Source organism: Brasilonema sp. UFV-L1 (assembly GCF_012912105.1).
Classification (GTDB): domain Bacteria; phylum Cyanobacteriota; class Cyanobacteriia; order Cyanobacteriales; family Nostocaceae; genus Brasilonema.
Genome location: NZ_QMEA01000165.1, coordinates 1 through 14,043, shown reverse-complemented (window position 1 = coordinate 14,043; position 14,043 = coordinate 1). Strand labels below are relative to the sequence as shown.

Below are 14,043 nucleotides of genomic sequence, written 5' to 3'. Positions count from 1 at the left end.
GCAAAGGACGCATTAGCGTAGCGTGCCCGCAGGGCATAGAGCACGAAGTTAAGAGGGTTTAAAAGGGTTTTTGCGTAAGTCCTATTTTGAATTGATTTATCCCATACACAAAATTTGGTTAACAATTCTTTATCATGAAAAAAATGATCAAACAGTGTGTCACTTAATTTACCAATGCTCACTCGGATTAAAGATTTAGCAACAACACTCTCACCGCGCTTACTTGAAATTCGCCGTCACATCCACTCTCACCCAGAACTCAGTGGTCAAGAATACCAAACATCTGCTTTTGTTTCTGGTGTTTTATCTTCTAGTGGTCTTCACGTACAAGAGGGAGTAGGGAAAACTGGCGTTATTGGGGAACTGCAAGGGACTGGCAAAGATAAGCGTTTATTGGCTATTCGCACTGATATGGATGCGTTGCCAATTATAGAACGGACTTGTCTAGAGTTCACCTCTCGCTCACAAGGTATTATGCATGCCTGTGGTCATGATGTCCACACAACAGTCGGCTTAGGAACGGCAATGATTCTGTCTCAAATAGCAGACGAGTTACCAGGTGGAATACGGTTTTTATTTCAGCCAGCAGAAGAAATCGCCCAAGGCGCTAGTTGGATGGTGAATGATGGCGCAATGGACAAGGTTTCAAATATACTTGGTCTTCATGTTTTCCCGTCCATACCTGCAGGTTCCATTGGTGTACGTTACGGTGCATTGACAGCAGCTACTGATACTTTAGAGATTATCATTATCGGTGAATCGGGACATGGCGCTCGTCCTCATGAGGCGATAGATGCTATTTGGATTGCTTCGCAAGTCATCACTACTTTGCAACAAGCAATTAGCCGGACGCATAATCCTTTACGTCCTGTCGTGTTAAGCATAGGGCAAATTAACGGTGGTAGAGCGCCGAATATAATTGCTGATAAAGTGGAGTTGTTGGGAACAGTCCGTTCTCTTCATCCTGAAACCCGTGCTAATCTCCCAAATTGGATTGAAAAAATTGTCGCTAATATTTGTAATTCCTACGGCGCAAAATATCAGGTTAATTATCGCCAAGGCGTACCTAGCGTACAAAACGATTATTTCCTCACGCAGTTGACGCAATCAGCAGCAGAGGAAGCATGGGGTAGCGATCGCGTTCAAGTGTTACCTGAACCTTCTCTGGGTGCTGAAGATTTTTCTGTATATTTAGAGCATGCTCCTGGTAGTATGTTTCGTTTAGGTGTAGGCTTCAAAGATAGAATCCTGAATTACCCATTGCACCATCCCCTCTTTGATGTTGATGAATCTGCCATTATTACTGGAGTTGTTACGCTGGCATATACAGCTTACAAATACTGGCATCACAATTGTTAAACTCAAGCACTTAAATAAAAACTCCCATCACTCGGTGTTGGGAGTTGCTACTTTTGCGATACTAATCGCTAGACGCAAATTTTTGCGTCTAGTGCTTGTATAAACTACTTAGCGCCGACGACGCCCGATTTCTTTTGAATCTCAGTCTTAGCAGCTTTGAATTCTGTAGCCAGTTGCTCGCTTTGCTCACTGCTCAAGTTGTTACGAATAGCAGCAAACATGGAGCTTTCTTCTTGACGAATGTGGTCACCAACAGCGTCCATAAGCTGTTTGATTTTACCTTTGAATTGCTCCATGTTAGAGGGGTTAAGACCCTTAATTTGCTCTAACATCTTCTTCATTTCAGCTTGTTCGTCATACAGTTCTTGAGTATCGTTCTGACCGTAGAAAGGACGTACTCTGGGGTAAACGACTTGCTCTTCAGCTTCAGCGTGAGCACTCAGATCCTTGTAGATTTGACCAAAGAACTCTTGAATCTTTTGTGGATCATTGCTTGCCAAAAGTTCAGTAAATAGGGTGTTAACCTTACCGTGATCCAAGCGAATAACATCCTGGATATTCATATCTTTCTTGTCGGTGGTTTGGGTAACAGCGCTACCAAAGACGCCGCTGACTGCAGCCATAGCATCTTGAACACGTGCCCAAATACCTTGGTCAGCATCTTGTCCAGTCAGTTCACGAACACCCAAAATTTCCAGAACACCTTTGAGTTGTTCTTGGTGAGCGCGGTTTTCAAAGTTAATTGTATTCAAAGGTCCGATAGCTAGCATGACGTCAGCACCAACTTTTTGTGCTGCTTTATGAACGGTTAAACCAGTCATGACTTGTTGGTGCTTCAGCAATTCATGCTGAAAGACTTTGTCGTATAGGCTTAATTTAGAGCCTTGCTGCAATTCACGAACCTTTTTAATCATTTCCGTAATGGTTTTTTCTGGCTCGGCTTGAATGCCATACTGACCGATTACAGTTTCTAGAACGCCCAGATTTTTTCTGTCATCTTCAAGGAAGTTCCGGAGGCGATCAGCAATTTCTTGGTCACTGACTTGTTTGATAAGCTGTTCTTCATTTTCAATAATTAACTGTTGAAGTGCTTTCAGTTCTGCCAGTTTAATCGCAATAGCAGAACGCTTTGTATCATCTAGTGTTGCAACCATTTTCTGGTTCCCCTCGGATTAAGTTTTTAACGTCATTTCCAATCTCAAAGTGACATAGCCATCATCATGGTTCCATCTTTCTTTTGATTGATAGCTTAGAAACTCTGGATAGAAAAAAAAGAATAAAACTTAACAATAACTAATCTCTTCTTTTAGATAGATAGCTGCTATACCTATGCTCACTCGTCAGATAGATAAATTTTTGATGCCAATTTTCTAGATTGACGCAAGGATACTCAAACAGGAGATAAAGCCATAATGCCCGATAGTCCTGGACTAGGAGAACAGGCATTGAATAAAGCCGCAGAAATAGGGTTATCTAGCCAGTTAGATCAAGTAGAGAATTTGAATGTAGATGTCAAAACAGACCCTCTGAAATTGGTTCAAGGCGAGGTCGATGCAGTCTCAATTGAAGGCGAAGGATTGGTCATGCAAAAAGACCTCCGCGTGGAGGAGTTGAAAATGCAAACGGGTAGTGTTGCTATTAATCCTTTAAGTGCTGCTTTTGGTAAAATTGAACTTACAAAACCTACTAAAGGCAGTACGCGAGTTGTTTTAACTGAAGACGATATCAACCGTGCTTTCAACTCGGAATATATCCGTTCACAATTGCAAACCCACAAAATTGATGTCAACGGGCAATTAATGACGATTATTCCTCAACACATCGATTTTCATTTACCTGGTAATAGTAAAGTCGCATTAAGCGCTTCTATTCTATTAAGAGAAACTGGTGAGACTCAGCAAATCGCTTTTTCAGCAGTGCCGAAGGTAAGTGCTAATGGACAAACAGTTTCTCTAGAAAATGTTGAGTACGGTGATACACAAGAAATATCACCAGATTTAACAAAAGCTTTGATAGATGCAACCAGCGAAATTTTGAATCTAAGTAACTTCAATTTAGAAGGAATGACGCTACGAGTGAAACAACTCGAAGTGGAAACAGGCAAACTGATAATGCAAGCTGAAGCTTACGTCGAGCAAATTCCCTCAGCATAAAATTTAGGATACTGTTAGGATACTGAAAATTATGGAAACTACAGAGAGAACTTCGACACCGTTCCCAAATCTTCCACCAGTTATTGAAAGTGATGATAGAGAGTATCATGATACTGGTGTACCTAGCACAGTTGCGATCGCAGGGCATCCTTTACACCCCCTAAGCGTCATCTTTCCCATCGCTTTTTTAGCCGCCGCCTTGGGTAGCGACTTCGGTTACTGGTTAACTCGTGATTTCTTTTGGGCAAGGGCTTCGTTGTGGTTAATCGGACTCGGATTGCTTGGAGGCGTGGTAGCAGCACTCATCGGCATAAGCGACTTTTTACAAATTGAACGAGTTCGCAAGCGTTCCGCTGGCTGGGTACACCTAACTCTTAACGTGGCTATCCTAGTCTTGACACTCATCAACTTCATCTTGCGTTTGGGCAACCCCGCATCAGCAATATTACCTTGGGGACTCATACTCTCACTCATTGTCGGTACGCTAACTAGTGCTTCTGGCTGGTTCGGTGCTGAACTCTCGTATCGCCACAAGATTGGTGTCGTGGGTGCTGGTAGCAGAAGATATCCGTGATGAGATTTTAGATTGAGTCAGCAAGCTTTAGTGCAAGAGCTAAAATCTTCATTAGTCTCTCATTCCCAGACAATGCTATCAAAACCAACTCAAAGCTTTTCTACCATCCCCTCTGTGCTCATCGTTGTAGCGATGGGCTTTTTCTTTAAGTACTATACTGGTCCTGCTCATGAATGGTTTAATGATTATGGAGCAGCTGTCTTTTACGAAATATTCTGGTGTTTGCTTGCATTTTTGTTATTTAAAAATCGGGCAGCAATCCGGCGAATTCCTTTATTGGTATTTATCATTACCTGTATTCTGGAATTTTTGCAATTGTGGCACCCACCTTTCTTAGAGGAGTTTCGCACGACATTGATTGGTAAATGGTTAATTGGTAGTACCTTTTCTTGGTGGGATTTTCCTCATTATGTATTGGGCTGTGTTTTAGGTTGGTTGTGGTTACATCACTTATATAGTAAAGGTTATGCAGAAAAAAGTTAAAGTGAAACCTAATTCAAAAATCCAAAAGATTGAAGAAGAAGCGGATGGTAGTCTTTCTGTACATCTGAAATCTCCTCCTGTAGATGGCAAGGCTAATACAGAGTTAATGAAGTTGCTAGCGGAAAAATTTGATGTACCAAAATCGTATATCAGAATTAAGTCTGGTTTATCTTCTCGGCAAAAGCTGATTGAAATTGATACAGATTAAAACAGTACACAGTACACAAGTCAGGAGCGGAGCAAGGAAAGCGCAGCCTCCGGTCAGGAGTCGTGACGTCAGTCGTCAGAAGTCGGAATTCTTTATTTCTTCCTTGGTGAATACTGTATTCAGCAATTCTGCATTCTTCTTCAAACTGGTAACTGATAACTGGTAACTGATAACTGATAACTGATAACTGATAACTGATAACTGATAACTGATTAGCTTGTCTTGGGAATTGATTTAGAATTCTTTTTCTGACGATGAATATATTTCCTGTCCTAATCTAAATTCATAATTTTCTTTTAAGGTAAAGAGCTTGCCCGTCTAAAACTAAAATATTAAACGGACAAGACTTCAAATTTAAGCAAATACACAAGACATGAATTTTGTGAACAGTATGACTAAGGGTTTAACTCTTCCGTAATACTAATATACGCAGGCTGTGCCTTTACTCTTTCTATCCAAGCTTGAATCGCAGGAAATCCTGTCAAATCAAATCCACCTTCATCAGCTACATGAGTGTAAGCAAACAAGCCAATATCGGCAACGCTATAACGCTCTCCTACTAAAAAAGCACGATTGGATAAGTGCTTTTCCATTATTCTAAGAGCTGCATAACCAGGTTCACGTTTTTGCTCTATGGCTTCATGATATTCCTGAGCTTTACCTAGAATAGAAATCCAAAATCTCGATGTAGCTATGTAAGGCTCATGGCTGTACTGTTCAAAGAATAACCATTGCAGTACTTGCGCTCGTAAAAAGCGGTCATATGGTAAAAATTCTGTGCCTTCACTCAGGTAGATCATAATCGCATTTGATTCTGCGAGATACTGACCTGGTTCAACTTCCAAAACAGGAATTTTCCCGTTTGGATTTTTACTTAAAAATTCTGGCGTTCGAGATTCACCTTTGGTGATGCTAACCTCTACTCTCTCAAATGGCATACCAATTTGCGTCAATAAAAGACGAATCTTGTAGCCATTGCCTGAGGGTAAAAAATCATACAAACGCAGGGTTTTCATGCCAAAAAATGAGATGAAATGGTTAATTAATCATGCAGTAAAAATACAGCATCTTATCGAAAAATACAAATATATATGATAAGATTGTTATGATACATAGCATTGTAGTACAAGATAGAATTTCTCTCAAAAATAAATAATAAAAGTAATATTTGTTGCATGACATTGAATGTTTAATTTTAATTAGTGGTCGGGGGAAAAAGATGTGTGGAAGATTTACTTTGATCCAAACAGCAGAAGCGTTATACCAAATCTTCCATGTAGAGAAGATTCCCGATTTAGAACCGCAATATAACATTGCTCCTACGCAAATGATCGGGGCAGTCTTGTATAATCAAGCAAGCGAGCAACGTGAGTTTCAAAAGTTACGTTGGGGGTTAATTCCTTCTTGGTCAAAAGAGGCAAGAATAGGAATGAAGCTGATCAACGCCAGGGCAGAAACAGTAGCAGAAAAACCAGCTTTCCGCTCTGCATTTAAGTACCGTCGTTGTTTGGTATTAGCAGACGGCTTTTACGAGTGGCAGCTTCAAAACGCTCAAAGAAAGCCGTATTATTTTCGTCTTCAAGAAGAAAAAGTTTTTGGCTTTGCAGGATTATGGGAGCAATGGAAATCATCCGAAGATGATGAAATAACATCGTGTACAATTTTGACCACGCAGGCAAACGAATTAGTCCAGCCGGTTCATGAGCGTATGCCAGTTATTCTTCAAGAGCAGGATTACGATGTTTGGTTAAATCCAGAAGTGCAAACACCCCAATTGCTGCAGCATTTATTGCACCCTTACCCATCCGAGGCGATGACTGCTTACCCAGTCAGCAAAATCGTCAACAGTCCTAAGCACAATATTCCAGATTGTATTAAGCCTTTGTAACTCTTGATGAGGTTATTAACTAGTTATTATTTTGCTAATTATTGGTCACAAATGCTAGAATTTACTAATGGATTTAAAACCATTAAAAAGTAACAAATGTCGGGAGAAAAGCCCTTTTAGTAAACCATCCTCTGTAAATCAAGTTGGTCACTGCGTTAAAAAAGCAACAAACATTTGTTATGCGATCATGAAGCACGAGAAACAAGTGCCTGATTAAGATAAAGTGCGCGAGGTATTCCTTGTGCATTGGTTGATACGCCTTGGTTCGAGTTAAATCAACTTACAGCACATTGCAAGTAAATGAAGTACAGTACTGAGGTCTAAAAGGCAGACAGAAAGACCTTTTTGCTTCTGAACGCCAGGTGCTTTATGCCGGGGGACCCCTTCGGGTTCGCCAGTTGCCTGTTGTCGGGAAACCCTCCCGCAGCACTGGTCTCACCGTCCACCGCACTGGCTCCTCCTGACTCCTGACTCCTGAATTCTGCTGTATGTATTTGTTAACATTTGTTAGCAAAAAAGTATCGGTACTAATCAGTTACAACTAATCAGTTACATTAGCTTTTAGTGAGCGCAAAGAGCGTTCGTGAAGCACCCAGTCATCGTCATGATTGCGGCAAACCTATCACATAAGCCGTTATGCCAAGAACCCAGAAAAACGACAACTTTGTTGACAAAAGCTTTACAGTCATGGCAGATCTGATCCTCAAGATTCTGCCAACTAATAAAAAAGCCAAAGAAGCCTTTGTTTATTACCGAGATGGGATGTCAGCACAGTCAGAAGGAGAATACGCTGAAGCCTTGGAAAACTACAGAGAGGCTTTAGAACTGGAGGAAGACACCAACGATCGCAGCTACATTTTGTACAATATGGGGCTGATCTATGCCAGCAACGGCGAACATGAAAAAGCACTAGAGTTGTATCATCAGGCACTCGAATGTAATCCACGCCTACCCCAAGCTTTAAACAACATCGCTGTCATTTACCACTATCAAGGGGAAAAGGCAAAAGAAGCAGGAGACGAAGATGGAGGAGAAGCACTGTTTGATAGAGCTGCTGATTACTGGATTAGAGCTATTCGCCAAGCTCCCAATAACTACATTGAAGCTCAAAACTGGTTAAAAACCACTGGACGCTCCCAAATTGACGTATTCTTTTAACAGTTATCAGTTATCAGTTATCACTGAGCTAGTGCTCAAAGGAAGGGGTTTCCCTCCTTCAGTACTGGACTCACTGATGACTAACAACAAAAAAACTAACTATGATTGACCGTGAACAAGTTCGTAAAGTAGCTCATCTTGCGCGTTTAGAGTTGACTCCTGAAGAAGAAGAGAAATTCACAACTCAGTTGGGAAGTATTCTTGACTATTTTGAACAACTGAGTGAATTAGATGTCAAGAATGTGCCACCAACATTACGAGCAATTGATGTGAAGAATGTGACACGAGCAGACGATTTACAACCTTATCCTAACCGGGAAGAGATTGTTCAGAGTGCGCCTGAACAAGAAGGTGACTTTTTTAAAGTGCCTAAAATTCTGAATGAGGAATAGTTAGCAGTTATTAGTTAGTCGTTATTAGTAACAATTTGTCATGCTGCTAGTAGTTCTATCTAAAGACGCTTAGGGCAATTGTTGATTATTAGATAAACTCGTAACGACTAACTACTAACTACTACTCATGGGCTTAGGAATTCTTAAGGATGGTAAGTGGGTGAGCGATCGCCAACAAGAAGACTCACAAGGTAAGTTTCTCCGTCCTTCAACAACTTTCCGCAACCGTATTACAGCAGATGGTTCTAGCGGGTTCAAAGCAGAACCAGGACGCTATCACTTGTACATTTCCTGGGCGTGTCCTTGGGCGCATCGCACCGCCATTATGCGTCAGTTGAAAGGACTGCAAGATGTCATCAGTCTGTCGGTGGTAGCGGCAGAAATTCATGATAACAGTTGGGAATTTGCTGATGAACCAGGAAGCACTCCCGATACAGTCAATGGAACTCAGTATCTCTGGCAAGTCTATCTCAAAGCTGATCCCAACTATAGTGGACGGGTGACAGTCCCAGTTTTATGGGATACACAAAATCATACGATTGTCAATAACGAATCCCGCGAAATCATCCGGATGTTGGATACAGAGTTTAATGCCTTGGCGAAACAAAATGTAAACTTTTATCCAGAACATTTGCAAAAAGTTATTGACGAAACAATTGATGCAATTTACCAGCCGATAAATAATGGTGTCTACCGGGCGGGATTTGCCACGACACAATCAGCTTATGATGAAGCGGTAAGCGAACTTTTTGATGCTCTTGATCACTGGGAGCAGGTTTTAGGAAAGCAACGCTATCTTTGTGGTGAACAAATCACTGAGGCGGATTGGTGTATGTTTACAACCCTGTTTCGCTTTGATGCTGTTTACTATGTGCATTTCAAATGTAACTTACGTCGGATTGTAGATTATTCCAATCTGTGGAATTATCTCAAAGACCTTTACCAACAGCCAGGAGTCAAAGAAACTTGTAATCTTGACCACATAAAACGGCATTATTATAGAAGTCATCCCAAAGTTAACCCAACTCGAATTGTACCAAAGGGACCGATTATTGATTTTGACGCACCGCATAATCGGGAAGAATTTCGTGCAGCTATGAAAGTTTAGCGGGAACTGCCATTTCTTAGGATTGCGATGTCTGGTTGTTTTAACTTGTTTGCCACCCCGTCAGCTACTCAAGCTCTGACAACTACAGTAAACGTCAGCCATAATACAGACAATACCACTTCATTAAGGAAGATGTGAGTATGGTTGATTTTGGGGCAATTGGGCTGGCGGGAGTCAAGGCTGTCATACCGCAGGTTGCTAAAGTCATCATTGATAAGCTTAATAAGCAGTTTAACCGAACAGAGTTAGAAAAATACATCAAGTCTGGAATTACTGCGGCTAAGGAAAAATATCCTCATGAACCTCTTTTGTATTATGAGCCTGATCGTCTTGATCACTTCCTTTCTGAAGTATTAAAGTACTCTGGGGTTCAAAAAGAACTAGAGAAACCGCTAAAAGATGAAGGCGCGCCGGATATACCTAACTTAATTGAGGCATTTAAGAGAGTTGCAGGGCAATTAGAAATTACACTAGATGAGGATAAGCTTGAACGTTGGATCAGTGTATTTGCTGATACTTATTTTCAGCAGACTCCTTTGTACTCAATAGAATATAAGAATGCTAAAGAAGATTACTTAACAAACCTTACTGTTTCTTTTAAAAAAGTTATCTTTGAAGGAATTGATGTAATTGGAGAGGACGAGCAAGACAAAATTAAGGAATTAGAAGAAATTTTTGTGATGCCAAATGTTTTGGAAGAGCACAAAAAACAGGATATTCTGAAGCAGGGGCTGCATCAGCAGTTGCTTCTAACAGATGATAGTCAAAAAGCAAGTGGAGCTTTTTTAGCAGGGCAGTTATTGAGTCAAAGTCCTTCTCAAAAATTCGTCATTTTAGGTGAACCTGGTTCTGGAAAAAGTACGCTAATGCGGTACTTTGCTCTCAAGCTTGCGAGGCAGCAATTTCAAGAATTGGGACTACACACCCAAACTGAGTTGTTACCCATCTTAATTGAGATTAGAAAATTAGCAGCACAATCAAATATTAATCTTTTGGCGTACTTGCAGGATTGTACTCCTTTTAAAAAGATTCCAAACGGCTTTTTTGATTACTGGCTGGAACAAGGGAAGGCAGTCATATTACTTGATGGTTTAGATGAAATTGCTGATTCCAATAAGCGTAGTCAAATTGCCAAGCATATTTATACTTTTTTTAAGCAGGAGCGATACGCTCAAAACTACGTTATTATTACATCTCGTCCTGCAGGATATAAACGAGATTTCTTTCAGACTGAAGAGTTTCCTCACTATTATATTTTGCCATTTGATGAGGATAAAATTAACCGATTTATCAAACAGTGGCATGACAGCCGTTTTGCGGAACAAGAATCACAGAAATGGCAGGCAAGGCTCAAAGAGGTACTAGAACAGCAAGAACGCATTAAGTTACTGGTACAAAACCCACTACTACTCACGATAGTTGTTTTACTCCACCGTTACAACGGTTCTCGTTTACCACAACGACGCCACAAAATGTATGAGGCGGCGGTAGAAACACTACTAAGAAGTTGGGAAAAGAAAAAATACCCAGATGAAGAATCCTATCTTGCAAAATTGAAATATATCACATCTGAAGAATATGTCAGACGATTGATGGAAAGTCTGGCATACTGGGTTCACAGCCAAGGAGGTAATGGAGATCAGGATGGAGGTACGGTGATTGATCAGGATACTTTAATTAAACAGTTAGGTCAAGACATCAAAAAACTCAAAAAAGAGATTGAACTGTTCCAAGCTGAAGAAGAAGCAAAACGATTGATTGAGCATATAAACAATCGTATGGGTTTGCTGAATGAACATGGACAAGACTGTTACGCTTTTGTGCATAAAACATTTCAGGAATACCTTTGTGCGCGCGACATTGATTATCAGTACAGAAATGAGGGTGACTTCAATATCGTGTTGGACTGTATAAAAGAGCATCTCTATAACCCCCACTGGCGAGAAGTCTTGCTACTGCTGATTGTTGTTCAACCACCTAAACCAACTGCTAAAGCAATTAAAGAAATTCTTAACCACGAGAAAGAAAATGAAGAAGATTTCTACCACAATTTATTATTTGCTGGTAATTGTTTAGCTGAAGATCCTCAAGGTTTGAGAAGCGAAGATAACGAGCTATCGTCAGAGATTCTGGAACAACTAGTTACTCTAGAAGTCAGCAAAGATTCCCAAATTGATGATAAGATTCGCTTCCAAGTTTGTGATATTATTCGCCGTTTGAGTCAGACAGAATTTGCAGAACCAGCGCTCAAATTGTTGGAAGAAAAAAAAGACCTTAATCTTATTAGTGAAGAGCAAATGCAGCAATATCGAACTGTACTAGGAAAACCGAGGAGTTAATCACCAAAATAATCTTAAGTACTTACTGCTTTCCCGGTGTAAGATTACTTCTAGCAGCGAAGTGTACTTTCTCTGCGTTCTCTGCGCCTCTGCGGTTTTAAAGTCGGTAATCTTTTCGTGGGAAAGGAGTAGTGTATAGAAATTAATGCAAGATGTCAGGTAAAACCTCTATGATGAGTGATATCTAAAGTGTAGAGTCAAATGACTTGACGCTCTGCTGCTGAAAAAATGATCCACAATACAGTCCACAGCAGGTTAATAGTGCAGTATGAAAAACACTAGCGGCGATTCAAACTTTCAGGTTGCCAAAGAAGAATACTGTAAGAAACTGGCACACTGGTTTGGTGATGTTAAATTTGCTGGGATTGCAGTCGCAGGGCAGGAGGTGGAAAAATCTCAAAAAGCAATTCATATTTTTGTTATGCCAGATGTGGTGGAAGAAGTCAAACCCACCTTAAGAAAAGTAGACGTTGAAACGGATATCACTTTAATAACTGATATCGCCAAAAACTCGCTCACTACAGAAGCGATTGACTTAAGCAAGCGTCAGCAAGAATTAATTCGCGATCAACGTCAACTGGTAGAATTGGAAAACTCATCAGGGAGAAAGTTTTCGGCACAACAGCTATTGAATGAAAGCACTTCTCAGAAGTTAGTTTTGCTAGGAGCACCAGGTTCAGGTAAAACGACTTTGATGAGTTATTTTGCTGTGATGCTAGCTCTGAAACAACCTCAAAAACTGGGTTTAGCAACAGACACAGACTTACTGCCAATTTTGATTAGAATTCGGGATTTATCGAGATACTCAAATATGAGTATCTTAGAATATATATATCAGTTTACTCATAACAATTTATTTTTTAAAGAGCTACCACCAGGATTTTTTGAATATTGGCTAGAAGCGGGACAAGGATTAATTTTACTAGATGGTTTGGATGAAGTTGCAGACTCGACAAAGCGGTATGAGATTGTCAACACAATTGAAAGTTTCTTAGAGCAATTTTCTCGAAATCGTGCAATTATTACCTCTCGTCCTGCAGGTTACAGGCGCGACTTTTTCCGGACACAGAATTTACCTCACTATCAACTCCAGCCATTTGATGATGCCAAAATAGATGAGTTTATCAACCGTTGGTATGACAGTCGTGTTTCAGATTTAGCAGAAGCACAACGACGTAAAGATAGCCTCAGAAAAGCACTTGCTGATAATGACAGAATCAAGCTGCTGGCACAGAATCCACTGCTGTTAACGATTATTTCTCTGATTCATCGCTATCAAGCATTTCTGCCAAAAGAGCGCCATAAACTTTATGACAAAGCAGTAGAAACTCTTTTAACCTCTTGGGATGCAAACAAAGAATTTAGCAATCATTCGGTTTTTAAATATTTATGGCTCGAAGACTTGCGACGGTTGCTAGAAAAACTGGCTTACTGGATTCATACGCAAGGAGGTACAGGGGATAAACAAGGTGGTACGCTGATTGATAAAGATGAATTAATTCATCAATTAAGCACAGAAATCAAGACGCTCAAACAAATTGAACTGTACCAGGCGAAAGAAGAAGCAAGATGCTTTGTAGAGTTTATAAGAGATCGCACAGGTTTGCTCAATGAACAAGGGCAAGACTGCTACGCTTTTGTCCATAAAACATTTCAGGAATATCTTTGCGCTCAAGAAATTATCTATCAGTGGTACGATGAAGGTGATTTTGGCATTGTGCTAAAACACATCAAACAACATCTTCATGATCCTCATTGGCGAGAAGTCTTGCTGCTGCTCGTTGCACAACAAAAACCCAAACAAGCTGCCAAAACGATTCGAGCAATTCTTGATCAGCACAGCGAATATGAAAAATGGCTGCACCGCGATTTGTTATTTGCCGGCAGTTGTCTTGCAGAAAATCCCAGAGATTTGAAAGTTGCAGATGATGAATTACCACAGCAAATTTTGCAAGCATTGCTTGAACTAGAAGCAAGTGACTCACCACAGGTGAGTTCAAAAATTCGCTCACGGGTTTTTCAAACACTTTGCAGTCTGAATGAAACTGCTTTTGAAACTCAAGCCCTGCAATTGTTGAAAGACAAAGCAGAACATATAGATAAAGTACGATTACAAAAATATCGTACAGCATTGGGAGAAAAAGAAGCAGCAATAGACACTCTAGTGACACTGCTCAAAGATGAGTCCTCATCTGTCCGTTCCTCCGCCGCCGATGCCTTGGGCAAGTTAGGCAATAGCTCAGATATTGTCGTCCAAGGGCTGCTGGCGTTGCTCAAAGATGAGTCCTCATCTGTCCGTTCCTCCGCCGCCGATGCCTTGGGCAAGTTAGGCAATAGCTCAGATTTTGTCGTCCAAGGGCTGCTGGCGTTGCTCAAAGATG

At 40.6% G+C, this 14,043-nt stretch carries 13 protein-coding genes; 11 read left to right on the top strand and 2 right to left on the bottom strand.

The genetic code is table 11. The annotated features are described in order from the left end of the window. The first annotated feature begins 174 nt into the window (after positions 1–174). Positions 175–1,359: a M20 family metallopeptidase gene (locus DP117_RS29995; protein WP_169221850.1), complete on the top strand. Its 1,185-nt coding sequence runs from the start codon at positions 175–177 to the stop codon at positions 1,357–1,359. Between the two features lie 104 nt (positions 1,360–1,463). Here DP117_RS29995 and DP117_RS29990 read toward each other — a convergent pair whose 3' ends face one another. Then, the gene (locus DP117_RS29990) at positions 1,464–2,513 is read right to left on the bottom strand and encodes a hemerythrin domain-containing protein (RefSeq protein ID WP_169221848.1); all 1,050 of its coding nucleotides are present in this window, start codon (positions 2,511–2,513) and stop codon (positions 1,464–1,466) included. A 258-nt stretch (positions 2,514–2,771) separates the two neighbouring features. Between DP117_RS29990 and DP117_RS29985 the strand changes: the two genes are divergently transcribed. From DP117_RS29985 to DP117_RS29970, 4 genes are all read left to right on the top strand, one after another. Next, the gene (locus DP117_RS29985; protein ID WP_169221847.1) at positions 2,772–3,512 is read left to right on the top strand and encodes a DUF2993 domain-containing protein; all 741 of its coding nucleotides are present in this window, start codon (positions 2,772–2,774) and stop codon (positions 3,510–3,512) included. A 31-nt stretch (positions 3,513–3,543) separates the two neighbouring features. Continuing rightward, on the top strand, positions 3,544–4,086 hold the full coding sequence (locus DP117_RS29980) for a DUF2231 domain-containing protein (RefSeq protein ID WP_169221846.1): 543 nt from the start codon (positions 3,544–3,546) through the stop codon (positions 4,084–4,086). Between the two features lie 72 nt (positions 4,087–4,158). Further along, positions 4,159–4,569, top strand: a complete 411-nt coding sequence (locus tag DP117_RS29975; RefSeq protein WP_169221849.1) for a DUF2809 domain-containing protein — start codon at positions 4,159–4,161, stop codon at positions 4,567–4,569. Then, entirely contained in the window at positions 4,553–4,777 is a 225-nt protein-coding gene (locus tag DP117_RS29970) for a DUF167 domain-containing protein (protein WP_169221845.1), read from the top strand. Before DP117_RS29975 ends, DP117_RS29970 begins: the two co-directional genes overlap by 17 nt. 395 nt (positions 4,778–5,172) lie before the next feature. Here the strand turns inward: DP117_RS29970 and DP117_RS29965 are convergent, their stop codons facing one another. After that, positions 5,173–5,793 carry a glutathione S-transferase family protein gene (locus DP117_RS29965; RefSeq protein WP_169221844.1) on the bottom strand — a complete coding sequence of 207 codons (621 nt, stop codon included), beginning with the start codon at positions 5,791–5,793 and terminating at the stop codon, positions 5,173–5,175. Positions 5,794–5,996: 203 nt separating this feature from the next. Between DP117_RS29965 and DP117_RS29960 the strand changes: the two genes are divergently transcribed. From DP117_RS29960 to DP117_RS29935, 6 genes are all read left to right on the top strand, one after another. Beyond that, on the top strand, positions 5,997–6,665 hold the full coding sequence (locus tag DP117_RS29960) for an SOS response-associated peptidase (protein ID WP_169221843.1): 669 nt from the start codon (positions 5,997–5,999) through the stop codon (positions 6,663–6,665). Positions 6,666–7,301: 636 nt separating this feature from the next. Further along, positions 7,302–7,823 (top strand): photosystem I assembly protein Ycf3, encoded by a 522-nt coding sequence (locus DP117_RS29955; RefSeq protein WP_169221842.1) that lies wholly within the window; start codon positions 7,302–7,304, stop codon positions 7,821–7,823. 101 nt (positions 7,824–7,924) lie between these two features. After that, the gene (gene gatC / locus DP117_RS29950; RefSeq protein WP_169221841.1) at positions 7,925–8,215 is read left to right on the top strand and encodes an Asp-tRNA(Asn)/Glu-tRNA(Gln) amidotransferase subunit GatC; all 291 of its coding nucleotides are present in this window, start codon (positions 7,925–7,927) and stop codon (positions 8,213–8,215) included. A gap of 127 nt (positions 8,216–8,342) precedes the next feature. Next, a complete protein-coding gene (locus DP117_RS29945; protein ID WP_169221840.1) occupies positions 8,343–9,323 on the top strand; it encodes a glutathione S-transferase family protein in 981 nt (326 codons plus the stop codon). Between the two features lie 140 nt (positions 9,324–9,463). Continuing rightward, the gene (locus tag DP117_RS29940; RefSeq protein ID WP_169221839.1) at positions 9,464–11,662 is read left to right on the top strand and encodes an NACHT domain-containing protein; all 2,199 of its coding nucleotides are present in this window, start codon (positions 9,464–9,466) and stop codon (positions 11,660–11,662) included. A 268-nt stretch (positions 11,663–11,930) separates the two neighbouring features. After that, the coding region (locus tag DP117_RS29935) for an NACHT domain-containing protein (protein ID WP_169221838.1) at positions 11,931–14,043 on the top strand (2,113 nt) is incomplete at its 3' end.